The following is a 23,259-nucleotide window of genomic DNA, read 5'->3' on the forward strand; positions in this document are numbered from 1 at the left end:
CCGTTCAGTGGGCCTCGCTGCCGGTGGCCGGTGCCCGTCGCCCGGTGGCGGTCTCGTGGGCCGTCTCGTCGTGTCCTGGCTCGCCGTGCGCGATCCGCGTCAGATCGGTCAGCAGCGAGTTCAGCCAGGACGTCGTCGCGTAGTACAGCCGGGGTGCGCCGGGTGGCTCCTCCGTGCAGGCCGTCAGGCTCGGGGCGATGTGCGCGACGGAGGCGGCCGGGGTGTCGCCTCCCGGGTCCAGCGCGGCGGAGACCAGCAGCATGCGTCCGCACACCCGGTCGCCCAGCCTGTCGACGGAGTCGGCCGCCGCGGGGACCAGCCCGGCGAGCGGCGGCTCCAGCAGGCGCTGTGAGCCCCACAGGGTGTGGTGCCCGGCGATCAGTGTCGCCTGCGAGTCCACCGCGGGCACCGCCACCCGTCTGCCCGTGGACCCGAAGGGCGCCGGCTCGCTCAGGAACTGCGCGTACGCGGATTCCGCGAGGATGACGGAGTGCTGCAGCGACCGGTGGCCGTGCACCCCGGGCGGCGCGGCCACCGCCCCGCCCTCCGCCACCGAGGCGCTGGTCGCCACGACGACCTCGGCCGCCCTGCGCAGGAGTTCCGCCTCGGCGTTGCGCAGCTCGTCGTGGGCACCCCGGGGCCAGGCCAGCAGGCCGAAGACCGCGCCGATCGCGCTGCCGACCAGGACGTCCAGCATCCGTACCTCCGCCAGATGCCAGGTCGGCGGCGCGAGCTGGGCGAAGACCAGGGCCACGAGCACGGTGAACATGCCCTGTGCCCAGCCGACCCCCTTGACCGGCCCCACGGTGAAGGCGAACAGCATCCACACCGGCAGGACGGCGGCGTACACGGCGGTGTCCGTCGCCACCAGGTCGAGGACGCCGGCGGTCACCAGGGCGCCGGCGAGGGTGCCGGTGAGCGCCTTGCGGATGGTGCCCCAGGTCTCGTCCATGGTGGTCCGGGTGAGGGTGAGGGTCGCCAGGGTGGCCCAGAAGCCGTGGGGCAGCGTGTCCACGCCGGCCACGAGCCTGGCCGCGGCCAGGGCCAGGGCGATGCGGACCGCGTTCTGGAAGAACACCGACCGCCGCTCGGCGTGGCCGCGCACCCGGTGCCACCACAGGGCCGGGGCGCGCTCGGTGGCGTACCAGAAGCGGCCGGGTGACTCCTGCGCCGGGGCCCGGCGGCCGTGCACCGCCAGATCCGCCGCGGTGCCCATGGCGAGCGCCGCGTCGGCGATCTCCAGGGCGGCCGCGTGCCGGCGCAGTACGGCGGGCGGGAACACCGGCACCGCGGCGGTCCCGTCGACCGGGCCGGCAGCGGAGGTGTGTGAAGAGGCGGGGGCACGTCCGGAGACCGTGTCGCCGGACAGGGCGGCCAGGCGGGCCCGTGCCGCGGCCAGTTCCTCGTACGCGGCCACGGGAGAGGGCCCCTGGCCCAGGCAGGCCGCCGTCGCCGCGGACAGCCGCGCGACCGCGTGCAGTACGGCGGTCACCTCGGGGCCCGGGTCGTCGCCGGGAGTTGCGGGCAGTTGCGCCAGCCGGCTGAGCAGGGTGCGAGTGGCCAGCCCGGTGTGGGTCAGGGCGCGCTCGCGCACCCCGGGCCCGGCCGGTCGTTCCGCCTCCGGCACCGCTGTCAGCCGCAGGGTCCGGCCGGCGTCCCGGGTGGCCCGGACGCCCGCGGCGTCCAGGGCGTACGGGGGCGCGGCGAGGAGGTTCGCGCAGCGCGCGGCGGTCCGCGCGGCCCCGGCGGCGCGCTCCCGGTACGGCGGCGGGGCGGGCTCGGGGAGGATCAGTGCCTCGGCGGCGATGAACAGGAGCAGCCCGGTGGTCGTCCCGAGCAGGCGGTCGCCGAGCGAGGCGGGGTCGTAGGGCGGGAACGACGGCAGGATGTAGAGGAGCTGGAGACCGGGTGTCGCGCCGGCCAGACGGGGGCCGCCCACGGCGGCGAAGGTCAGCGCGAAGCCGATCAGCAGCATGCCGGCGACGGCGCTCCACGTCTCCACCGAGAGGTAGGTGCCGGCCACCACCACGGCCCAGCACACCGGCAGCAGGCGGGCCGCCACCGCGGCGCGCTGGCGCCCGGTGCCGGGGATCTTGGAGAGGCCGCCCAGTGCCACCGCCGTGAAGAGGGCGTAGGTGGCGGAGACCGGGCGGTCGAGGCCGTAGCGGAAGAGGTAGAAGCCCGTCGCGGCGACGAGCGTCACGCGCAGCGCCCTGCGGCCCGAGGCCGCGTAGGTCGCCCTGATCCGGCCGGCTGGGACACCCCGCACCCTTACAGGATCACGCAGTCCCGGTCACCCGGCACGTTGCCGGGCCTCTGGTGCCCGTCCGGTGCCGGGTGACCAGGAGCCGGGTGACCAGGTGCCGGTTTCCCGGTTCTCGCGCGCCGTTCGTGCTTGTATGCACTCCTGGCCCGGTTCTGGAGGTGGCGGACTGATGGTGTCCTGGGGAAGCGTCGCCGCGTTCGCGGCACTGGCCCTGCTGGTGATCGCGGTCCCGGGGCCGAGCGTGCTGTTCGTGATCGGCCGGGCGCTCGCCCACGGCCGCCGCACCGCGCTCGCGACCGTCCTCGGCAACCTGCTGGGCTCCTACTTCCTGGTGACGGCCGTGGCCTGGGGCCTTGGCGCGCTCGTGGAGACCTCGGCGGTGGTGTTCACGGTCGTGAAACTGGCCGGCGCGGTGTACCTCGTCCACCTGGGGGTCCACGCCTTCCGGCACCGGAAGGCGCTGCGCGTCGCGGACGTCGAGGCGCCGGCGGCGGAGCGGCGCGGCGACCTGCGCACGGTCCTGGACGGGGCCCTCGTGGGGGCCACCAATCCCAAGGGCATCGTCTTCTTCGCGGCCGTGCTGCCGCAGTTCGTGAACCACTCGACGGGCAACGTCCCGCTCCAGATGATGCTGCTGGGTCTGGTACCGGTCGCCATCGGCCTGATCACGGACACCGCCTGGGGGCTGGGTGCCTCGGCCGCCCGTTCCTGGTTCGCGCGCTCGGAGCGCCGGCTGTCGATGGTCGGCGGGGCGGGCGGCCTCGCGATGATCGGCCTGGGCGTGACCGTGGCGGCGACGGGCCGCGCCGACTGACCGCGGGCTTGCCCGGCGGGCGTGCGGCGCGGTGATCGCGCCGCACGTCACGTGGCGCCGGCTCCGGTGATGCCGTCGTCCTCCTCCACCGCGGCCCGGCCGTTCCGGGCGGCCCGCACGCCGGGCGGCGGGGCGGTGAGGTGGTCCAGGACGTTGGTGATGCGGAGCATGCGCTCCAGCACGTCCGGGCGGTTGTCCAGGTGCAGGACGGCGCCCATGGCACTGGCACGGCGGTGGATCATCAGCAGCGCCGAGAGACCGGAGGAGTCGATCCAGGTCAACTCGCTGAAGTCCAGCCGTACGTCGCGCAGCGAAGCCTGGTCGCCCGTCAGGTGCTCGATGACCGCTTCGAGCAGATCGTCACTCGTGTCGTAGTCGAGTTCGCCTGCCACCCGCACGGTCAGGGTGGCGGGGTCGTGGTCGAAGCTGAGCGTGAACTCGCTGGGGGGCAAGGTCGTCATGCGTGGGTGCCGGGGCCGGGGACAGGACGGGTGGAGCGGTCGTGCAGGGCAGCGACTCCCAGTTTGACGAGGTGCACGCTGCGGGGGAAGTCTCGCAGTTCACCGGCCAGGATTTCCAGGCCGGTCGCCAGGGAGTGGGCGGGGACCCTGCGGGCTTCGAGGATGTCCGCGGTCCAGGTGACGAACGTGGTGAAGAGGTCGGGGTCGTCGACGTAGAGGGCCGTGGACAGGAAGTCCACGACGTGGGCGATGTCCTCCGCCGTGCGCTCGCGCTGCGCGTCGCTGTAGCCGCGCATGGCAGGGAAGCGGGCGTCCAGCTCGACCAGCGTCTGCTTGACGAGCTGGGGGCGGCTGCGGACGACCATCGTGTACTCCTGGTCGGCCAGGTGGGGCAGGTCGTCCACGGCGTGGCGGCTGGCCGAGGGGTCCGGCCGGGTCATGCCCTCCTCCAGCACGGCGACGGCGCCGAGCGCGTCGGCCGCCCACCGGTCGGCGCCCAGCGCCCGGGCGTAGCGGCCGTCGGGGCCGAAGGCGCGGCCGCCCGTCAGGACGGGGACGCCGACGGCCTGGCAGGCCGTGATGGCGGCGTGGGCCTTCGGGAGGTGGGTCGGGAGGGACCCGGAGAGCAGGACGGCCTCCGGGTTGGTGTGGTGCAGGTGGGCGACGAGGTGCGGAGTGGGGGTCTGGGCGCCGAGGAAGTCGACCCGCCAGCCGCGCAGCGACAGGATCTCGGCCACGAGCCGGGCGGGGAAGGCGTGCCACTCTCCGTCGACGCAGCTGACCGTGACCCGGCCCCGGTGCGGGGGGCTGCCTCTGCCGTCCCGCTGCCGTGCGTGGGCCAGGGAGGCGGTCACCCGCTCGTTTATGGCGGTGGCGGCGTGCTCCTGGGCCACCGTGATGCGGTCGGCGGCCCATTCGACGCCGATCCTCTCCTGGACCGGCGCGACGACTCCGAGGAGCAGCGTCTCCTCGTCCGTGCCGTCGGCGAGCGCCTGGTGGACGACGTCGGCGGCCGCGTGTTCGTCGCCGTCGGCGACGGCCTGCCACAGTCTCTCCGCGAGGTCGGCCGTCGCGGTGGGACGACTCACTTGTTCCTCCTGTTCGGGCCGTGCCCGCCCACGACCGTCAACGGGCCGGTCCTCGGAGCGCTGATGGCCACGGCGGCCATGTCGTCGTGCCGGCCCGAGCCCAGCCACTGAGCGGCCAGCATCTGCACCCGCTCCACGACGGCCTCGGCAGGCATGCCCGCGCATTCGGCCAGCGCCCGGTGCACGCGGTGTTCGCCGAAGAGTTCGTCGCCCAGCGGGCCGCCGCGGGCTTCGGTGATGCCGTCCGTGTAGAGCAGGCAGGTCTCCCCGGGCGCGAGCACGGTCTCCACGGTCTGCGTGGTGACGGTCGGCAGTGCCCCGACGAGGGTTCCGTGGGTGCGTACCTCCTCGACCGTGCCGTCGGCCCGGACGATCAGCGGCGGCAGGTGCCCGGCGCTGGTCAGCCGGAGCCGGGCGCGCCCGGCCCGGCGCCGTACGGAGGCCAGGACCAGGGTCGCGAAGCGGGTGTGGTGGGAGGTGAGAAGAGCGCCGTTGAGCAGGTTCAGGACCCGCTCGTGGTCGTCGGCGAGCGGCAGCAGGGCGTGCAGCGTGTTGCGGATCTTGCCGGTCAGCACCGCCGCGTCCAGGCCCTTGCCCGCCACGTCGCCGAGGACGACGAGGGTCTCCACCGACGGGTCGGAGCCGGGGTGGACGTCGTAGAAGTCGCCGCCGATCCGCTCGTGGTCGCTGGAGGCGCGGTAGCTGCCGGCGTACTCGACGCCGTGCACGTGGTGCAGCGCGGGCGGCAGCAGCTCGCGCATGAGCGTGGCGGTGATGGTGGCCTGTTCGGTGTACAGGCGGGCCGCGGAGAGGGCGGCGCCGGCCCGGGCCGCGAACAGGCGGGCGAAGATCTCCTCGCCCTGGGTGAAGGCCTGCTCGGTGCTGGAGCGCAGCAGGATCAGCGCGCCTGCGGGCACGCCGTGGCCGGGGAGCGGGGTGACGATCACCGAGCCGACGGGCCCGGCGAAGCCGTCGGGGATCACCCAGTCGGGGATGTCGGCGGGGTTGATCCAGCGCGCGGGCACGGGCGGGAAGCCCTGGAGCGCCTCGGCCAGGCCGGGCACGCCGGCGATGTCGACCTGCTTGGTGGTCTGGGTGACGGGCTCGCCGCGGCGCGCGTACGTCAGCGGGTGGCGCCGTCCGTGGGCGGGGGCGACGAGGATGGCGGCCTCGGCGAGGTGTTCCGCGGCCATGGATGCGGCCACCTCCATACAGCGCTGGGCGTTCAGCGTGGACAGCAGGGCGCTCGAGACCTGGGAGAGGACCTCGGACCGCGTCTGCGCGTCGGTCAGCGCGGTCTCGGCCAGGTGCCGGTCGGTGTCGTCGACCAGCCACCACACGACGTCGCCGTCACCGCCGAGGGTGGGGTGCGCCTCGAAGAAGCGGTTGTCGATGTGGCCGGTGGACGGGCCGGCGGACACGCCGCGCGATCCGTCGGCGATGCTCTGGTGCGCGCCCCAGAGCCAGGAGGGCACGCTCTCGTGCAGCCAGTCACCGCCGGCGACGCCGGGCAGGATGCGCCGGGCCGCCTCGTTGATCCGGACTAGACCGCCGTGCCGGTCCACGACCAGCACGGGGTAGGGCGCCTCGCTCCACGTCGCGCCGACCCTGAGGTCGGCGTCGGGCGGACGGGCGGGGGTACCGCGGGAAACTGACACAAGCGGAGGCACGCGCCGTGCGCACCTCACCACCTCTCTGCCCTGGGAAACAGTTGTCCTCCGGCAACCGTCCCGCATCCACCCCCTCCGTCGCAAGCCGCCCGGGAAATGCACACGGGAGCGACACACTGGACGCCGCCCGGATTCGACCGGGCGTTCGCCGGTCGATCGCCCGGGCCAGGACTCCGCGTGACGCACCACGGCTCCAGGGGCCGGCGTCCCGCGGCACGGTTCAGCCATCGCCTGCCCCGAAGCGATCCGAATCACTCATTAGGCGCCAGTGACGGATATCGCGCGATTTCCCGCCCGGGCCGCATGACATGTTGACCTCTCCCGTCTCCCCGGTCGTCCCGAGAGGACACGCATGCCCGCTTCCGCACCGGCCGACTCCGTCCCGCGTTACCCGAAGTGGTCGGACCGCCTCATACGCCAACTGGACACCTTCGCGGCGCACCGGTCGGGGGCTGAGACGGTCCCGGCCCTGGTACTCGTCAGGCAGGACGGCGGTGACACGCGGGCACCGGCCTTCGTGGTCCGCGAGTACAAGCACCGGCTGTCACGGGATCGCGGGAGCCCGCGCTTCCAGGTGCCGCACGCCGTCGTCGACGACGCGGACCTGCCCGGCGGCTTCCTGGCGGCCGTCGACCACGTCGCCCTGCGGTTCCAGCTCACCATGCCGTCGGGACGGCTGCGGCTGCCGGCCTTCCACACCTGCCGGACGGTGCTGGACGCGGAGAGCGGCAGCGGCGACGTCCGGGCACGACAGCAGCCGCTCGTCGAGGCGCTGTACGCGGAACTGCTGACCCGGCGGCAGACGCTGCGGGCCGGCGCCCGCGTCGCGGAGTTCCTGGGCCGGCACTTCCTGACCGGCTGGCTGCAGGGGCTCGTCGCCGCGCTGATCGTCGGCTTCCCCAACTGGTGCTACCGGTTCCACCTGCGCCACTGGGGTCTGCGGTGGGTCGCGGACGAGTGCGGTACGGCCGGTTTCCTGGACGCCGCGCTCGGCTTCTGCCAGGACGGCGACGCGGACCCTGAGGACCCTCGCGTGCGCCGTGTCCTGCTGCGCGCGCTCCTCACCGACCTGCGCCGGGCCACCCGTGGCAGAAGCCGGCTGAGCCACCTGTGGGCCAGGCGCCGCTGGTCGTTCGTCGTCCTCGTCCCGGAGATCGACGACGTCGAGGGCCCCGGCCGGGCGTTCCTCGACACGTTCGAGGAACTGGCCGCCGACCAGTCGTCGCGGCCGCTGCTCGTCCTGGCCGGCTGCGCGGGCACCCCGCCGGACTACGCCGCCCCGCCGGTCGCCGAGCCCGACCGGCCCAACGGCGTCGCCGACATGGTGTTCACCTTCCTCAAGGAGGGCAGCGCCGAACCCGTACGCCTGGTCACGCTCCCGGCCGAGGACGACACGGAGGGCACGGCACAGAAGAAGATCGGGGCGCACCCGGAGGTCAGCGCCCGCAGGGACCGCTTCCTGGACTGGCTGCGCCCGGCCGCGCTGCCCGTCCTGGCCACGGCCACCGCCGCCGTCGTCCTCGCCCCGCACTACCTCTGGCCGGCCACGCCCGCCGCGCGGCCGGCCCCGCCGTCGTGCGTCACGGTCGGCACGGGCGAGCGGGTGGGCGTCACCGACGGCACGCAGTGCGATCTCGCCGTGCCGGGCAAGCCCGGAGAGGAGCTGCGCGACCTGGAGCGCCGGGTCGCGGCGGAGAACGCCGGCGTCCCGGACGGGCGGTACCGCACGCTGGTCTTCCTGGCGCCTTTGAGCCTGCAGAAGGGCGTGTACGACGACCCGCCCATCGGCCTGCAGATCCTGCGCGGGGCCATCGCCCAGCAGCACCGGCTCAACAACGAGGTCCGGCAGAACAAGATGCCGATCCGGCTGCTCATCGCCAACACCGGCCAGTACTTCCAGTACGGCTCCCGGCGCTCCGGGGCGTCGAAGGCGCCGGACGTCACCAAGATGATCATCAGTCGGCAGCGCAAGGACCACATCGCCGCCGTCATCGGCATCACCCAGAGCCGCCCCGAGTCGCTGAACGCGGTGCGGGAACTCGACCAGGCCGGAATCCCGGTGATCGCCAACGGGGTGACCGGCAGCAACATGGTCGGCCCCGACTCACCGCAGCGCTACTTCCAGATCTCGGCGCCCGACGCGCGGGTCGCACCCGTCCTCGCCGACTTCGTCCGTCACTCCCCCGCGGTCCGCGGGCTCACCAGCGACGCCCCGCACGCCGTCGTCGTCTACGACCCCACCGACAGCTACTTCAGCACGGACCTGAAGAACCTCTTCGTCGCCGCCTACCGGGGACACGGCGGCGTCGACGAGATCACCTACAGCGAGAAGCCCGGCGCGACGACTCCGGACGACATCGCCACCGACGTCTGCAACCGGGTCGCGGCCACCCACGGCATCGTCGTGTACCTGGGCCGGTCGGGCGTCCTGCCCAGCCTCCTCAACGCGATGCGGAACGCGGGCGGCCAGTGCCAGCCGCCGCAGGGCACCACCGTTCCGCTGATCGCCGAGAGCGCCCCCATCGACTTCCAGCTCCACCCCGTGCGCACCGCGCACGCGTACCCGTACATGACGCTGCTCTACGAGACGGCCGACGCGCCCACGCACTCCCGCGATCCCTACGCGCAGTTCACCCGGGACTTCGCCGCCGTCTTCGGCCACCGCAGCGCCGACGCCGACGCCGCGGGCGGCTTCGACACCGTGGGCATCGTCACCAAGGTCGTCGAGAACCTGCTGCCCGCGTCCCGCGACGTCCAGCCCAACGACATCTACCTCTGGCTCACCGCCCACGGCGTGGCCCAGTACCCGGGGGCGTCCGGTGTGCTCCGCCTGGACGGCAAGGACAAGTACCCGCCCGACAAGGCGGTGTTCATCCGCGAGATCGCCCAGCCGGACGGCACCACCGCAACCCTGCTGAGCTGCGGGATCCTGCCGAACCGGCAGAATCCGGCCGACTGGGGCACACCTCCCGACACCTTCCCCTGCCCGAGGGACGGCGCGGCCCCGGCGTCCGGCTGAGGCGTCAGGCCGAGGCGTCCGGGTGAGCAGTTCGGCCGAGGCGTCCGGCTGGGGCGTCCGGGTACCGTTCCGGGCGCGTCGTTCAGGCGGTGCCGAGGAACCCTTCGAGTGCCTCTGCGACCTCGTCCGGGGCCTCGACCTGCGGATAGTGGCCGACGGCGGGCGGCCCGGCGAGCTCCGTCACCGTCGCGTGCGGCATGCGCTCCCGGATGCGCGGCAGCACATGGGCACCGCTGATCGGGTCGGCGGGCCCCCACACGAACAGCGTCGGGCCCCGGTACCCCTCCAGCACCTGCACCCAGCGAGCCCGGTGGGTACGCCGCTCGTCGATGTAGCGCAGCAGCCGCGGCGCCGGCAGGCGGCCACCGTCCCGGGAGACGCTCTCCCACATGGTGTGCAGATCCTGGTCCGGTACAGCCCGGCCCAGGACCCGGCGCATGGACGAACGGAAGCCGCGCTCGGTGACGGCCCGGGCGAGCACGGGGCCGAGCGGGCCGCGGAGGAGCCGCTGCACGGTGAGGGGCCGGTGCAGATCGGGGTAGAGGCCGCCGTTCAGCCAGGCCGTCCTGGTGATCCGGCCGGGATCCCGCGCGAGCAGTTCCTGGGCGACGCTCACCCCGTAGTCGTGGGCGACGAGGGCGGTGTCGCCGATGGCGAGGCGGCGCCAGACGTCCTCCACCAGGTCGGCCTGTTCGAGCACGGAGTACTCGTGTCCGCGTGGTTTGTCGCTGTACCCGAAGCCGAGCAGGTCGAGGGTGGTGACGCGATGGCCGCGCGCAGCCAGCCGGGGCACGATCAGCGACCAGTCGTGGGAGGAGGTGGGAAAGCCGTGCACGAGCGTCACGGGCGGACCGGCGGCGGGGCCGTCCTGGCGGACGAACAGCGTGTGCGCGCCCGAGCGTCCCTGGGCGGGCATCCGGTCTCCCCCGGCGGCCCACCGCGCGCCGGAGGGCATGGCGGTCCGTGACATCAGCGGTCCTCCCGGGTAGCGGCGACGCCGTCGAGGAGGCAGCGCAGACCGAAATCGAACTCGTCGTCGCCGTCCGGGCCGCCGAGCAGCGCGGAGTGGGCCGTGACGAGCGGGTGCCTGCCGGCGGGCAGCGCGGCGAACAGGTCGCTCATCGCCGCGCGTTGGGCGGGCGTACGGGCCGCTCCCCCGGTGTCCAGCACCACGGCGCCCACCACGTAGTGGGTGACGGTGAGGTAGATGCGCACCGCGCTCTCGGCCGGCCAGCCCGCCCCGGTCAGCAGCCGCAGTCCCTGTTCCCGGGCCAGGAGGGCGTTGGGGCCGAGGAGTTGCCCCCGGGTGAGCAGCGGGACGAGCGCGCGGTGCGCGAGGAGGACGCGCCGGTACTCCCGTGCCCCCGCCTCGGTACCGGCCCGCCAGTCCGGGCCCGGCTCGGGCAGGGTGATCTCTCCCAGCATGTGGTCGACCAGTTCGACGAGAAGGGCCTCGCGGCTCGGCACGTGCCGGTAGAGCGAGGTGTGCCGGACGTCCAGGCGTTCGGCCACCGTCCGCATCGTGAGCGCGTCGAGACCCTCCTCGTCGGCGATGCGGAGGGAGGCCCGCATGATCGCCTCCAGCGAGAGCCCTTCTGGCCGGGACCGACGACGGGCCCGGGCGGCATAGCGGGCACTCCACCAGGCGGGCGAGCCCACGTCGGGGGGCGAGCCGGCGTCGGGGGGCGGCGCGTTCTCCTGGCCGTGCGTGTCTTCCTGGTCGTGCGCGCTCATCCGGTCCGCCGTCCGTCAGTTCGTGTCCTGGCCTGCCGTTCGGACGCCGGAGAGGTGCCGTGCTTGCGTCCGGTGGACGCACTTTATGCGTCCACTGGACGCATGAGCAAGGATCGCTCGTCCGCCCGTCGGTCGGGCCGGGACGCTCAGGAGCCGGAAGGGCTCGCGCCGCGTGCGCCGTCCTGCTGGAGGAGGGCGCTGATCTGGGCGATGTCGGCGGCGATGGACAGGATCGCGTCGGCGGACGCCGCCATGGCGTCGTTGAAGGCGACGGCGAACAGCTGGTAGCGACCCCCTCCGACGTCGAGGTAGCCGGCCATGGCGCGTGAGTCGACCAGTGCCTGGCCGGTGAGGCTGTTACCGACGGCGCGGGTCCCGGTCTTCGCGAAGACCTTGCCCTTGGCCGGGCTGTGGGTACCGAACAGGGCGAGGTCCCCGCTCGTGCCCAGGACGGGCAGCGCCTCCCGGAACCGCGCCGCCTGCGGTGTGGTCGTCCAGTACGTCAGCAGCGGCATGTAGGCCCGGGGCGTGAAGGCGTCGCCGGGAACTCCGCCCTCGCCGTCGGCCTGCGAGGCCTGGGCGGGGTCGACGCCGGTCTTGGTGTTGAACGCCTTGATGGCGGCGAACCCGTCCTCGCAGTTCTTGCTGCCGCGCCGCACGGCGAGCATGCACACCTGCAGGTCGGCGCCCAGGTTGTGGCTGACCTTGAGGATCAGCGTCGCCTGCTGCGAGAAGGGCGCGGAGACCAGTTTCGCGACCGGGTCACCGGTCGGGGTGCGGGCCGGGGGCGCGGGGGCGGGGCCGGTCACCGGGGCGTCCACGGTGACGCCCGCGCGTTCCAGGGCCTCGATGAAGGCGGTGCGGGCGAACGGCGCAGGCGCCGTGATCGGGGCTGTGACCAGCCACGGCTGGGCGTCGGCCGCCAGTGTGCCGGTCACCTTGATGACACCGTCCGCGCCCGTGGTGGCCGTGATGGCGGTCGGCTTGCCCGCCGGGACGGTCCTGACGTCGTAGGAGACCGAGTTCCTGGCGGTCTGCGGGCGCCAGGTGAACGCCGCCTTCCGGCCGGGCTTGGTGGGCGTGCTCAGGATGTCGATGAGGTTGTCGTTGATGATGATCGGCGTCGGGTCCGTGGTGAGGTCCGGGTCGGGGGCGAAGAGGCGGTCGTCGACGCTCACGTCCCCTGTGACGTGCCGGATGCCGCGGGCGCGCACCTGTTCGGCCAGGCTGTCGAGTCCGGCGAGGGGGTTCTCGGGGGTCAGGGTGGCGTGCCCGGGCAGGGCGTCGGCGTAGGTGTGGTCCACGGGACGGTAGTCGAGAGTGCCGTCCGGCTTGGTGCGGCCGCCCATCGTCAGGTCTCCCGAGCCGACCAGCACCAGACCGCCGTCCAGGGTGTCGCCGTGCACCTGGCCCTGGGCGTACACCGGTGTCGTGATGCGGTGGTCGCCGCCGAAGACGTCCCAGGCGGTCGACACGGTGAACAGCTTGGTCGTCGAGCCGGGCACGAACAGCCGCTCCGGGTTCAGCGAGGTGACCGTGCGGCCGCTGACCGGGTCGACCACCAGCAGACCGAACTGTCCGTGCCGGTAGACGGGCTTGTCCATGATCTTCTGGATGCGCGGGTCGATCCGGTCCGCGTCCGTCTCGGCCGAGGCCCCGGTGCACGCGCCGGTCAGCAGCGCGAGCGAGCACAGGCACAGCCACGCGGCCGGCGCACGGCGCCATGTGTCACGCCGGGCGCGCGTGCGGGCGTACGCGGACCGCGCACCGGGGGCACCTTCGCGACAGGCCGCCCGCGCGCCACCTCGCGCACCGAAGCCGTGCGGGCCGTCGGGCAGCCGGTGTCCCGCGTACCTCGCCATGCCCGGGCCTCCCTGTCCGCGGACGGGAGCAGCCACCCGTCTCCGGGCCACCAGCGTCCTGGAGGCTCGAGGGACGTGCGCGCCGGGCAACGCATACGGGTGCTTCGCGCCGGCGCCGGCGTCGGCGGTGCGGATCGCTGGTCCGGTCGCCGATCCGGTCCGGCTGATCGCCGCAGCCGGGTTTCCAGCCCCCAGGCGGGCGAAACCCGGAGCGATACGAGGGGAGCCTGTAGGGATGCGGGCCTGCAGGGACACGGGTGGAGCGCGGAGGAGGCACGAACACGGAGGGCTTCGGGCGAGGGCTTCGGGCGCGGCCGTCCCCGGCCAGGTGGCGGGGGCGCGTCGGCCGGTCGGCGGGGTCGTTCCGGACATCTGACGGATGCCCCGCGGGGCCGCCGTCCCCGAACCTGGAGCACAGGAGACATCGCGGCGTCTCACACGATCCGGAGTCACGCTGCGCCGAGGAGGAGGTCGATCCCATGACGGTCCGCCTGACGTTCCTGTGCGTGCCCGGCGGTGGAGCCACCACGGGTCCGCTGTTCGACGACGCCCCCCTGAGCACCCACGGTCTGCACGTGGCAGGCGCCACGAGGACGACGCTGCCGCCCTGCCACGAGCTGGCCCTGCGGGCGCCCTCTTGGCGCTGTGCGCAGGCCGCCGACGCCCTCGGTCTGGTGGCGGCGCCCGAGCCGGCGCTGCGCGACCTCGACCTCGGCAGCTGGACGGGGCTCGCCCTCGACGACGTCGCCGCGGCCGACCCCGACGGGTTCACGGCGTGGCTCACCGATCCGGACGCCGCGCCCCACGGAGGCGAGTCCGTACGCGAGCTGTGCCGCCGTACCGCGGACTGGATGAACGGCACCGCGCCCGACACGGGCCACACGGTGGTCCTCGCCGAAGCGGCCGTGGTCCGGGCCGCACTCATCCACGCGCTCGCCGAACCGGCACGGGCCTTCTGGCACCTCGGCGTGCCGTCCCTCTCCCCCGTCTCCCTCACCCGGCGAAACGGCTCCTGGGACGTCCGTCTCGGCCACCTTGCCGGTGAGCCGGGTCGGCGAGAGGTGTTCTCGCAGTCGGCGACGCTCATCCGCCCGCGCCGGGCCGACTGGACGTCGGGGACCGACCAGGTCCTTCCGGGACACGATCTGCACTAGCGTCCGCCGCGAGGACGGCCGGGAGCCGCGCCACTCGCCGGCAACGGCCCTGGGCCGGGCAGGATCACCTGCCCGGCCCATCTTCGAGTCGGCCGCGAGCCGTGGATCAGCTCGTCAGCGGATCAGTGCCAGCGGCCGCCGCGACGGTCGTGGTCGCGGAACCGGTCGCCGCGGTCGTGCCAGCGGCGACCGTCGTGCCAGCCGCGGCCGTTGTGCCAGCCGCCGCCGTGGCGCCAGTGGTCGTCGCGCCGCCAGCCGCCGTCACGACGGTGGTCGCCCATGTGCCTGTGGTCGACGCGACGCCAGCCGTTGTCGTCGCGGCGGTGGTCGCCGCCCCAGGAACGGTCCCCCGGGCCGGGGTAGTTGTGCGGCGCGCCGAGGACGAAGCCGGCCGGGTGCGGGTGGGCCGCGGAGTGGTCGGCGGCAGCGGCGGGCAGGGCTGCCGCGCCGACGAGGGCCGCACCCACGCCGAAGGCGACGGCGAGGCGACGAGCGGATGCAAAAACGGACACCAGGTCCCCTTTCACGGGATGCGCCTCCCAGCCGGCCGCGGTCCTGCGTGTCGGCCGCCTGAGGGGCGTTGTTTCGGGTGGCGGCTGGTCGGCCGCGCATCCACACCCTGCAACCCGCGTCCCGGCGTTGCCGAACGACGCGCGAGGGACATTACCGATTGAAGACATTTCCATGACACTCACCTGCAATGACCATCTATGAGATGAATGCGCACTTTTCTACCCCTTTATGTCGTTTCTTGCCTGGTTAGACGGCGAATCGCACCGACCTCCGCCGAGCCGCACAAACCGGCCGGTCACCCGAAAGTGAGCAACAGACCACTAAGCCGGTCAGGTCACGATCAGACGATCGGACCGGCCCCGTGCATACTGTCCGCGCACTGATCCGCGTCACGATCCCCGGCATCCTCAGAGAGGTCGATCCACCGTGTGGACCGAGAGGGTCTCCGCAGTGGAGGACGACCGGGCGCATCGACCTCTAGGCCGCCTCTCGCGACCTCGCGAGCGACTGCCGAGGCTTGCTTGACTCTCACACCGTGTCAGGCGGTGAGGTCGGAGACATCATGTTCACCATCGGAGACTTCGCCCGGCACGGCCGCGTCTCGGTCCGGATGCTGCGTCACTACGACGCGACCGGCCTGCTACGTCCGGCCCACGTCGACCCCGCCAGCGGCTATCGCCGCTACACCGCCGCCCAACTGGCCCGTCTCAACCGGATCATCGCGCTCAAGGATCTCGGATTCACGCTCCGGCAGGTCCAGGACATCGTGGACGAGAGAGTCGACGCCGAGGAGTTGCGCGGCATGCTGCGGCTGCGGCGGGCCGAACTGGAGACCGCGGTGGCCGCGGCGGAAGCACGGCTGGTCCAGGTCGAGGCGAGGCTCCGAGCGATCGAGAGCGAGGGGCACATGCCCACGAACGACGTCGTGATCAAGAAGGTCCCCACCGTCCGGGTGGCAGAGCTGACCGCGACCGCCGCGAGCTTCGCGCCCGAAGCCATCGGCCCGGTCATCGGACCGCTCTACGACGAGCTGTTCCGGCGGCTCGGCTCGGCGGGCGTCGCCCCCGACGGGCCCGGCATCGCGTACTACGAGGACGCCCCGGAGGGCGGCGGAGGGATCAGCGTCCATGCCGCCGTGCAGGTCGCCGCGCCTCTCCGGGACGGAGGCGAGGACGGGACGGACGACGGCGTGCGCGTCCTGGACCTGCCGGCGCTCGACGAGGCGGCGACCATCGTGCACCGCGGTTCCATGGACACCGTGCTTCCTACGGCACAGGCGCTGGCCCGCTGGGTGGACGCCCACGGCTACCGGTCCACCGGCCGTCCCCGCGAGGTCAATCTGGAGTGCCCGGAGAACCGCGAGGACTGGGTGACCGAACTACAGGTGCCGGTGACCCGGGCCTGACCCGGCAGGCTTATGCGGGGAGCCTGCCGCCTTCCGTCTCCACCCTGCCCGCCGCGGTGTTCCGCTGTTCGGTGTCCCGGGCGGGGAGATCTGAACGGCCGGTGTTCCTTCGGCGACACGACTCGATCAGGAAATGAGCCTTCTCCAACGCCGAACCGGTCATACAGTATGCGGAATCGCCCCGTCGACAAGTCCGACGTAAGTAGGGTGATGACCATGAAGGCACTTTTGTTGTCTGGTGGCTCAGGTACCCGTTTGCGCCCCATAACCCATACCTCGGCGAAACAACTTGTACCTGTCGCCAACAAGCCGGTGCTGTTCTACGGTCTGGAAGCGATCGCCGAGGCCGGCATCACCGAGGTCGGGATCATCGTCGGGGACACGGCCGAGGAGATCCGGGAGGCGGTCGGAGACGGTTCCGCGTTCGGTCTCGACGTCACCTACATCCCGCAGGAAGCTCCCCTGGGCCTGGCCCACGCGGTGCTGATCGCCCGTGAGTTCCTGGGCGAGGACGACTTCGTGATGTACCTCGGCGACAACTTCATCGTCGGCGGCATAGCCGGGCTGGTGGACGCCTTCCGCGCCGAGCGGCCCGACGCCCAGATCCTGCTGACGAAGGTGCCGAACCCCACCGCCTTCGGGGTGGCGGAGCTGGACGCGGCGGGCCAGGTCGTCGGCCTGGAGGAGAAGCCCCGGCATCCCAAGAGCGAGCTGGCGCTGGTCGGCGTGTACCTCTTCACCCCGGCCGTGCACGAGGCCGTCCGCTCCATCGAGCCCTCCTGGCGTGGGGAGTTGGAGATCACGCACGCCATCCAGTGGCTGATCGACGCCGGGCGGGACGTGCGCTCCACGACGATCTCCGGCTACTGGAAGGACACCGGGAACGTCACGGACATGCTGGAGGTCAACCGCTCGGTGCTGGAATCCCTGGAGCGGCGGATCGACGGCACGGTCGACGGGGACAGCGAGATCATCGGACGGGTACGCATCGAGGCGGGCGCGAAGGTGACCGGCAGCCGGATCGTCGGCCCGGTGGTCGTCGGCGGGAACACGGTCATCACCGACTCGTACATCGGCCCCTACACCTCGATCTCCGGGGACTGCCGGATCGAGGACAGCGAGATCGAGTACTCCATCGTGCTGCGCGACTCCTCGGTGAGCGGCGTCCGGCGGGTGGAGGCCTCCCTCATCGGCCGCAGCGTCGAGGTCACCCCCGCTCCCCGCAAGCCCGCTGCCCACCGTTTCGTGCTCGGCGACCACAGCAAGGTGCAGATCTCGTCATGACGACAAAGATCCTGGTGACCGGCGGTGCCGGATTCATCGGCTCCCACTACGTCCGCACGCTCCTGGGCCCGGCCGGCCCGGGTGACGTGGCCGTCACGGTGCTGGACAAGCTCACCTACGCGGGCAATCCGGCCAACCTCGACGAGGTCCGCGACCACCGCGGATTCGCCTTCGTCAAGGGCGACATCTGCGACGGCGAGCTGGTCGGCGAGCTGCTCGCCGGGCACGACCAGGTCGTGCACTTCGCCGCCGAGTCGCACGTGGACCGCTCGATCCTGGGCGCCGGGGAGTTCGTCCGGACCAACGTCCTGGGCACGCAGACGCTGCTGGACGCGGCGCTGCGCCAGGACCGACCGAAGACGTTCCTGCACGTCTCCACCGACGAGGTGTACGGCTCCATCGACACCGGCTCCTGGCCGGAGACGGACCCGTTGTCGCCCAACTCCCCGTACGCCGCCTCCAAGGCGTCCAGCGACCTGATCGCGCTGGCGTACCACCGCACCCACGGCCTGGACGTGCGGGTGACCCGCTGCTCCAACAACTACGGCCACCACCAGTTCCCCGAGAAGGTCGTCCCGCTGTTCATCACCAACCTGCTGGACGGCAGGAAGGTCCCGCTGTACGGCGACGGCGGCAATGTGCGGGACTGGCTGCACATCGACGACCACGTCCAGGCCCTCGAACTGGTGCGCACCGGGGGGCGGGCCGGCGAGGCGTACAACATCGGGGGCGGGACCGAGCTGTCCAACAGGGAGCTGACGTCCCTGCTGCTGGAGGCGTGCGGCGCGGACTGGGATTCCGGCGTCGAGTTCGTCGCCGACCGCAAGGGGCACGACCGCCGCTACTCCGTGGACTGCGGCAAGCTGCGCACTGAGCTGGGCTACGAGCCCCGCAAGGATTTCGCCACCGGCCTTGCCGAGACGGTCACTTGGTACCGCGAGAACCGCGACTGGTGGGAGCCGATCAAGGAGCGCGCGGCGCTGTGACGCGGATGCCCTCGGAGTTCGCACGGCCGGCTCGCGACGACGAACAGGGAACGACGACGACCACGTGGCTGATCACCGGTGCCGGCGGCATGCTCGGGCAGGACGTCCTGGCCCGGCTGCGCCGAGGCGGTGAGCGGGCCGCCGGGCTGGCCCGCGGTGAGCTCGACATAGCCGACGCCGACGCGGTGCGGGAGGCGGTGGCCGTCCACCGCCCCGGGATCGTGGTCAACTGCGCCGCGTGGACGGCCGTCGACGACGCGGAGGCGCACGAGGCCGAGGCCCTGCGGGTCAACGGTGACGGGCCCGGTCGGCTCGCCGAGGCGTGCGCGGAGTCGGGCGCCCGGCTGGTCCACGTCTCGACGGACTACGTGTTCGCCGGCGACGGGACGGCCCCCTACGCCGAGGACGCGCCGACGGCACCCCGGGGCGCGTACGGGCGCACCAAACTGGCCGGGGAGAGGGCGGTGCTGGCCGCGCTCCCCGACGCCGGGTACGTCGTACGCACGGCCTGGCTGTACGGGGCGGGGGGCGGGAACTTCGTCGACACGATGATCAGGCTGGAGTCGTCGAAGGACACGGTCGACGTGGTCGACGACCAGCGTGGCCAGCCGACCTGGACGGTGGATCTCGCGGACCGGCTGGTGCGGCTGGGGCAGGCCGCCCTGGCCGGTGGCGCGCCGGGCGGGATCTACCACGGCACCAGCGGTGGGGAGACGACCTGGTTCGGTCTGGCCCGTGAGGTGTTCCGGCTGCTCGGCGCGGACCCCGGCCGGGTCAGGCCGACGACCGGCGACGCCTTCGTACGGCCCGCCCCGCGCCCCGCGTACAGCGTCCTGGGGCACGAGGGGTGGCGCCGGGCCGGGATCGAGCCGATCCGTCCGTGGCGCGAGGCGCTGGAGGCGGCGTTTCCGGTTCTGCTCGACGAGAGGAAGGGTTCAGCCACGTGAGCACCAGGATCCAGCCGACCGCACAGGTCGACGAGACGGCCGCCATCGGTGCGGGGACGACGGTCTGGGATCTGGCCCAGATACGGGAGGACGCCCGGCTGGGTGCCGGGTGCATCGTGGGCCGGGGGGCGTACGTCGGTCCGGGGGTGCGGATCGGCGACAACGTGAAGCTGCAGAACCACGCGCTGGTGTACGAGCCCGCGGTGCTGGGGGACGGGGTGTTCGTCGGTCCGGCGGCGGTGCTCACCAACGACCACTTCCCGCGCTCGGTGGATCCGAACGGCCGGCTCAAGCGCGGGGGCGACTGGGAGGCCGTGGCGGTGGTGGTGGCCGAAGGGGCGTCGCTGGGGGCCCGTTCGGTGTGTGTGGCGCCGGTGCGCGTCGGCCGCTGGGCACTGGTCGCGGCGGGCGCCGTGGTGACCCGGGACGTACCGGACTTCGCGCTCGTGGCGGGCGTGCCGGCGCGGCGGATCGGCTGGGTCGGCCGGGCCGGGGTGCGGCTGGTCGAGCGCGAGCGCGAGCCGGGCGGCTGGGAGTGTCCCGAGACGGGTGAGCTGTACGAGGAGAAGGACGGCGAACTCGTGCCGCGGGCATGACAGTTGATTCTCGCAAAACGCCATACCTCGAACATCCGCAGGCATAACATGTGTTCGAACTGTGCAGACCAGGCACAGTGAGCACACACACGTGCCCAGGGGGGTTACGCAGGTGGGGAAGACCTGTGCCTGACGCGGGGAGCGACGACCGCTCCGTCGCCTGACATCCGCTGTGCCTTCACGCCGGTCGGCCATGTGCGCCACGGCGTTCACCAGTCTGCGCAAAGACCAGGACCCACAGGGGGGTTGGTGTGTCCACACGATGACCAGCACACGTCTCGCGGCGCTCGGCCATGAGGATCCGTCACTGCTCGCGCTCGCCCAACGGCTGCTCTCCGTCGCCGAGTCGGGGCTCCCGGCGATGCTGCTTCCCGGCGGTGAGGCCTTCGTCTTCACCATGGCCGGGCACAAGGCCCCCGACGGTTCCTGGACGCTGGAACGGCGCGGGACCAGCACCCGGTACGCGGCCATCACGGCGCTGGGCGCCCGCTTCCTGCCCGAGGACCGCCAGCGGGCGGTGCTCGGGGGGCGTACCGCGCAGGAGTTCACGGGGCTGCTCGTGGAGTCCCTGCCCGCGGTGACCAACCTGGGGGACGCGGCGCTCATCGCCTGGGCCGCCGCCGAGACCGAGCACCCCAAGCTGTCCGACGCCGTCGAGCGGGTCGGCGCCCTGGACGAGGAGGGCCGGCCGCAGTACACCGTCGAGGCGGCGTGGGTGCTGTCCGCTCTCGCCGCGGCGCGCGGCACGGTCGATGTGGAGAGACGTTTCACCGCAGCTCGCGACCGTCTGCTGCGGGCCCGGATCGGGGACAGCCCGCTGTTCCCGCACGCCACCGGACCCGGCCTGGTGCCCTGGTACCGGGCGCATGTGAGCTGCTTCGCCGACCAGACCTACCCGCTGCAGGCCCTGGCCCGCGCCCACGCCGGTACGGACGGCGGCGACCCGGCGGCGCTGGCCGCCTCCGAGGCGTGCGCGGCACGCATCTGCGAACTCCAGGGCGACGGCGGGCAGTGGTGGTGGCACTACGACGCGCGCACCGGCGGTGTCGTGGAGGGCTACCCGGTCTACAGCGTCCACCAGCACGCGATGGCGCCGACCGCGCTGTTCGATCTCGCCGACGCCGGCGGCACCGACTTCGGGGTGGCCGTCCGCAAGGGACTGCGCTGGATGACCGACGTGCCCGAACTCGCCGGGCGCCCGGAGCACAGGGAGCCGATGATCCTCGACCGGCTCGGCGTCACCTGGCGCAAGGTCTACCGGGGTGACCCGAAGAAGGCCGTGCGGGCCGCGCGGGGCCTGGGCACCCGGGTCGCCCCGGGCCTGCGGCTGAGCCCCCTGGACCGGATGTACCGCCCTGCCTCCGTGGACCGGGAGTGCCGGCCCTACGAGTTCGGCTGGATGCTCCACGCCTGGCTGGGGGGCGGCGAATGAGCGCGCGCCGGTCCCTGTTCGGGGTCGAGCTGGACCCGCTGACGATGGACGAGACCGTACAGCGGTGCCTGGAGGCGGTGCGGGACGAGCGCCAGCTCGAGATCGGGGTGGTCAACGCCGCGAAGCTGGTGAACATGCGGCGTGATCCCCGGCTCGCCGGGGCTGTCGCCGGGTGCGACCTCGTCCTCGCCGACGGGCAGGCCGTGGTCTGGGCCGGCCGGCTGCTGCGCGCCCCGCTGCCCGAACGGGTCGCCGGTATCGACCTCTTCCTGCGGCTGCTGGCCGAGGCGGAGGCGCAGGGCATGTCGGTGTACTTCCTCGGCGCCAGGCACGAGGTGCTGGAGGAGATGCTGCGCCGGGTGGCGGATCGTTTCCCCAACCTCGAGGTGGCCGGCAGCCGGCACGGCTACTTCGACGACTCCGAGCAGGAGGGCATAGCCGACGCGATCGCCCGCAGCGGCGCCCGGATGCTCTTCCTCGGCATGACCTCGCCGAAGAAGGAGATCTTCACCGCCGCCTACGGAGCGCGCACCGGCGCCCGTGTGGTGCACGGGGTCGGCGGCTCCTTCGACATCCTGGCCGGGATCACCAAGCGGGCCCCCGCGTCCTGGCAGCGATGGGGCGTGGAGTGGCTGTACCGCGCGCTGCAGGAGCCGCGCCGCCTGGGCCGGCGCTACCTCACCACCAATGCTGCCTTCCTCGTCATGACGGCGCGCGAGTTCATCCGGCTCACCCCGTCGCCCGCTCCCGCGAACAGGAGTAACTGATGCGCGTCGTCGTGGTTGGACAGGGATACGTCGGACTGCCACTGGCCATCCGCGCCGCCGAGGTCGGGCACGAGGTGATCGGCTACGACGTGGACGCCCTGCGCATCAAGAGCCTCGCCGCCGGTGAGTCGTTCGTCGAGGACGTCTCCTCCGAGCGGATCCGCGCGGCGCTGGACCGTGGCAGCTACCGTCCCAGCGACTCGGCCCGCGACTGCGGCGGCTTCGACGTCGCCGTGGTGACCGTGCCGACCCCGCTGCACGAGGGCTCCCCCGACCTGCGCTACATCAAGGAGTCGGCGGTCACCCTCGCCCGCTACCTGCGCCCCGGCGCCACCGTCGTCCTGGAGTCGACCACCTACCCCGGCACCACCCAGGAGCTGTTCGCCCCGATCCTGGAGGACGGCTCGGGCCTGACCGCGGGCAAGGACTTCCACCTCGGTTACAGCCCGGAGCGGATCGACCCCGGCAACACGGTGTGGGGGTTCAAGGAGACCCCGAAGGTCGTGTCCGGCGTCGACGCCGCCTCGCTCGCCGCCGTGCGGGACTTCTACGGGCAGCTCGTCGACACCACCGTGCCGGTGACCTCACCCAAGGAGGCCGAGCTCGCCAAGCTGCTGGAGAACACCTTCCGGCACGTGAACATCGCGCTGGTCAACGAGGTCGCGATGTTCGCCCACCACCTGGACATCGACGTCTGGCAGGCCATCGACGCCGCCTCCACGAAGCCGTTCGGCTTCATGCGGTTCACGCCCGGGCCGGGCGTCGGCGGCCACTGCCTGCCGATCGACCCCTCGTACCTGTCCTGGCGGGTGCAGCGCGAACTCGGCCAGAGCTTCCGGTTCGTGGAGCTGGCGAACGACATCAACAACCACATGCCGGAGTACGTGGCGCGCCGCATCGGCGACCTGTTCAACGACAGACGCCGTTCGGTGAACGGCTCGAAGATCCTGCTGCTCGGCCTGGCCTACAAGAAGAACACCGGTGACGCCCGCGAGTCGCCCGCCCTGCGCATCTCCCAGCTCCTGCTCGACATGGGGGCCCAGGTGAAGGCGGCGGACCCGCACGTGGTCGAGAGCCTGCCCGTGGACACCCGGCTGGTGCGGGTCGAACCGACCCCCGAGGAGCTGGCGGCCGCCGACGTGGTGGTCCTGCTCACCGACCACGACAGCTTCGACTACGACCTCGTCACCGAGCACGCCCCCTTCGTGCTCGACTGCCGCCGGCGGCTGTCGCCCGGGCCCACGATCGAGGTGCTCTGAAC

Annotated in this window: 19 protein-coding genes; 11 read left to right on the forward strand and 8 right to left on the reverse strand. The window is 72.7% G+C overall.

Going from position 1 to position 23,259, the window contains the following annotated elements; translation table 11 throughout:
- Positions 1-4: 4 nt before the first annotated feature.
- On the reverse strand, positions 5-2,269 hold the full coding sequence (locus PV343_RS16450) for an FUSC family protein (protein ID WP_319147651.1): 2,265 nt from the start codon (positions 2,267-2,269) through the stop codon (positions 5-7).
- A gap of 166 nt (positions 2,270-2,435) precedes the next feature.
- On the opposite strand from PV343_RS16450, the gene PV343_RS16455 reads away from it, so the two are divergent.
- Positions 2,436-3,080 (forward strand): LysE family translocator, encoded by a 645-nt coding sequence (locus PV343_RS16455; protein WP_319147652.1) that lies wholly within the window; start codon positions 2,436-2,438, stop codon positions 3,078-3,080.
- A 47-nt stretch (positions 3,081-3,127) separates the two neighbouring features.
- Here PV343_RS16455 and PV343_RS16460 read toward each other — a convergent pair whose 3' ends face one another.
- The 3 genes from PV343_RS16460 to PV343_RS16470 are packed head-to-tail and all read right to left on the reverse strand — an operon-like array spanning position 3,128 to position 6,287.
- Positions 3,128-3,541 carry an STAS domain-containing protein gene (locus PV343_RS16460; RefSeq protein ID WP_319147653.1) on the reverse strand — a complete coding sequence of 138 codons (414 nt, stop codon included), beginning with the start codon at positions 3,539-3,541 and terminating at the stop codon, positions 3,128-3,130.
- Entirely contained in the window at positions 3,538-4,629 is a 1,092-nt protein-coding gene (locus PV343_RS16465; protein WP_319147654.1) for a B12-binding domain-containing protein, read from the reverse strand. Before PV343_RS16465 ends, PV343_RS16460 begins: the two co-directional genes overlap by 4 nt.
- Entirely contained in the window at positions 4,626-6,287 is a 1,662-nt protein-coding gene (locus tag PV343_RS16470) for a PP2C family protein-serine/threonine phosphatase (RefSeq protein WP_319147655.1), read from the reverse strand. The genes PV343_RS16465 and PV343_RS16470 overlap by 4 nt, the downstream gene beginning before the upstream one ends.
- Before the next feature lie 364 nt (positions 6,288-6,651).
- Here PV343_RS16470 and PV343_RS16475 point away from each other — a divergent pair, with 364 nt between their 5' ends.
- Positions 6,652-9,318, forward strand: coding sequence for an ABC transporter substrate-binding protein (locus PV343_RS16475; protein ID WP_319147656.1), 2,667 nt, complete (start codon positions 6,652-6,654; stop codon positions 9,316-9,318).
- A gap of 82 nt (positions 9,319-9,400) precedes the next feature.
- On the opposite strand, the gene PV343_RS16480 is transcribed toward PV343_RS16475, so the two are convergent.
- The 3 genes from PV343_RS16480 to dacB all read right to left on the reverse strand — a co-directional run bounded on the left by PV343_RS16480 (position 9,401) and on the right by dacB (position 12,914).
- Entirely contained in the window at positions 9,401-10,288 is an 888-nt protein-coding gene (locus PV343_RS16480; RefSeq protein ID WP_319147657.1) for an alpha/beta hydrolase, read from the reverse strand.
- Entirely contained in the window at positions 10,288-11,052 is a 765-nt protein-coding gene (locus PV343_RS16485; protein WP_319147658.1) for a TetR/AcrR family transcriptional regulator, read from the reverse strand. The genes PV343_RS16480 and PV343_RS16485 overlap by 1 nt, the downstream gene beginning before the upstream one ends.
- Positions 11,053-11,198: 146 nt before the next feature.
- Positions 11,199-12,914, reverse strand: a complete 1,716-nt coding sequence (dacB, locus tag PV343_RS16490; RefSeq protein WP_319147659.1) for a D-alanyl-D-alanine carboxypeptidase/D-alanyl-D-alanine-endopeptidase — start codon at positions 12,912-12,914, stop codon at positions 11,199-11,201.
- A 479-nt stretch (positions 12,915-13,393) separates the two neighbouring features.
- Between dacB and PV343_RS16495 the strand changes: the two genes are divergently transcribed.
- Positions 13,394-14,068, forward strand: a complete 675-nt coding sequence (locus PV343_RS16495; RefSeq protein ID WP_319147660.1) for a histidine phosphatase family protein — start codon at positions 13,394-13,396, stop codon at positions 14,066-14,068.
- 122 nt (positions 14,069-14,190) lie between these two features.
- Here PV343_RS16495 and PV343_RS16500 read toward each other — a convergent pair whose 3' ends face one another.
- Positions 14,191-14,580 carry a hypothetical protein gene (locus PV343_RS16500; RefSeq protein ID WP_319147661.1) on the reverse strand — a complete coding sequence of 130 codons (390 nt, stop codon included), beginning with the start codon at positions 14,578-14,580 and terminating at the stop codon, positions 14,191-14,193.
- 563 nt (positions 14,581-15,143) lie between these two features.
- Here PV343_RS16500 and PV343_RS16505 point away from each other — a divergent pair.
- The 8 genes from PV343_RS16505 to PV343_RS16540 all read left to right on the forward strand — a co-directional run bounded on the left by PV343_RS16505 (position 15,144) and on the right by PV343_RS16540 (position 23,257).
- Positions 15,144-15,986, forward strand: coding sequence for a MerR family transcriptional regulator (locus PV343_RS16505; protein ID WP_319147662.1), 843 nt, complete (start codon positions 15,144-15,146; stop codon positions 15,984-15,986).
- 216 nt (positions 15,987-16,202) lie between these two features.
- The gene (locus tag PV343_RS16510) at positions 16,203-17,270 is read left to right on the forward strand and encodes a glucose-1-phosphate thymidylyltransferase (RefSeq protein ID WP_319147663.1); all 1,068 of its coding nucleotides are present in this window, start codon (positions 16,203-16,205) and stop codon (positions 17,268-17,270) included.
- Complete coding sequence (gene rfbB / locus PV343_RS16515; RefSeq protein ID WP_319147664.1) at positions 17,267-18,256, forward strand: dTDP-glucose 4,6-dehydratase; 990 nt, start codon at positions 17,267-17,269, stop codon at positions 18,254-18,256. Before PV343_RS16510 ends, rfbB begins: the two co-directional genes overlap by 4 nt.
- Positions 18,257-18,261: 5 nt before the next feature.
- Positions 18,262-19,203 (forward strand): dTDP-4-dehydrorhamnose reductase, encoded by a 942-nt coding sequence (gene rfbD, locus PV343_RS16520; protein WP_319147693.1) that lies wholly within the window; start codon positions 18,262-18,264, stop codon positions 19,201-19,203.
- Positions 19,200-19,799 carry an acyltransferase gene (locus PV343_RS16525; protein WP_319147665.1) on the forward strand — a complete coding sequence of 200 codons (600 nt, stop codon included), beginning with the start codon at positions 19,200-19,202 and terminating at the stop codon, positions 19,797-19,799. The genes rfbD and PV343_RS16525 overlap by 4 nt, the downstream gene beginning before the upstream one ends.
- 262 nt (positions 19,800-20,061) lie before the next feature.
- On the forward strand, positions 20,062-21,231 hold the full coding sequence (locus PV343_RS16530; RefSeq protein WP_319147666.1) for a hypothetical protein: 1,170 nt from the start codon (positions 20,062-20,064) through the stop codon (positions 21,229-21,231).
- The gene (locus PV343_RS16535; RefSeq protein ID WP_319147667.1) at positions 21,228-21,998 is read left to right on the forward strand and encodes a WecB/TagA/CpsF family glycosyltransferase; all 771 of its coding nucleotides are present in this window, start codon (positions 21,228-21,230) and stop codon (positions 21,996-21,998) included. The genes PV343_RS16530 and PV343_RS16535 overlap by 4 nt, the downstream gene beginning before the upstream one ends.
- On the forward strand, positions 21,998-23,257 hold the full coding sequence (locus tag PV343_RS16540; RefSeq protein ID WP_319147668.1) for a nucleotide sugar dehydrogenase: 1,260 nt from the start codon (positions 21,998-22,000) through the stop codon (positions 23,255-23,257). Before PV343_RS16535 ends, PV343_RS16540 begins: the two co-directional genes overlap by 1 nt.
- The last annotated feature ends 2 nt before the right edge of the window (positions 23,258-23,259 follow it).

It is taken from the genome of Streptomyces sp. WI03-4A (genome assembly GCF_033792105.1).
GTDB classification, from domain to species: Bacteria; Actinomycetota; Actinomycetes; order Streptomycetales; family Streptomycetaceae; genus Streptomyces; species Streptomyces collinus_A.

Bases quoted from the DNA above. Each gene is read 5' to 3' on its own strand.
- PV343_RS16530 (WP_319147666.1), top strand. From the start codon at position 20,062: ATGACCAGCACACGTCTCGCGGCGCTCGGCCATGAGGATCCGTCACTG.
- PV343_RS16510 (WP_319147663.1), top strand. From the start codon at position 16,203: ATGAAGGCACTTTTGTTGTCTGGTGGCTCAGGTACCCGTTTGCGCCCC.
- PV343_RS16505 (WP_319147662.1), top strand. From the start codon at position 15,144: ATGTTCACCATCGGAGACTTCGCCCGGCACGGCCGCGTCTCGGTCCGG.
- rfbB (WP_319147664.1), top strand. From the start codon at position 17,267: ATGACGACAAAGATCCTGGTGACCGGCGGTGCCGGATTCATCGGCTCC.
- PV343_RS16460 (WP_319147653.1), bottom strand. From the start codon at position 3,541: ATGACGACCTTGCCCCCCAGCGAGTTCACGCTCAGCTTCGACCACGAC.
- PV343_RS16485 (WP_319147658.1), bottom strand. From the start codon at position 11,052: ATGAGCGCGCACGACCAGGAAGACACGCACGGCCAGGAGAACGCGCCG.
- PV343_RS16475 (WP_319147656.1), top strand. From the start codon at position 6,652: ATGCCCGCTTCCGCACCGGCCGACTCCGTCCCGCGTTACCCGAAGTGG.
- rfbD (WP_319147693.1), top strand. From the start codon at position 18,262: ATGCCCTCGGAGTTCGCACGGCCGGCTCGCGACGACGAACAGGGAACG.
- PV343_RS16455 (WP_319147652.1), top strand. From the start codon at position 2,436: ATGGTGTCCTGGGGAAGCGTCGCCGCGTTCGCGGCACTGGCCCTGCTG.
- PV343_RS16535 (WP_319147667.1), top strand. From the start codon at position 21,228: ATGAGCGCGCGCCGGTCCCTGTTCGGGGTCGAGCTGGACCCGCTGACG.
- PV343_RS16540 (WP_319147668.1), top strand. From the start codon at position 21,998: ATGCGCGTCGTCGTGGTTGGACAGGGATACGTCGGACTGCCACTGGCC.
- dacB (WP_319147659.1), bottom strand. From the start codon at position 12,914: ATGGCGAGGTACGCGGGACACCGGCTGCCCGACGGCCCGCACGGCTTC.
- PV343_RS16480 (WP_319147657.1), bottom strand. From the start codon at position 10,288: ATGTCACGGACCGCCATGCCCTCCGGCGCGCGGTGGGCCGCCGGGGGA.
- PV343_RS16495 (WP_319147660.1), top strand. From the start codon at position 13,394: ATGACGGTCCGCCTGACGTTCCTGTGCGTGCCCGGCGGTGGAGCCACC.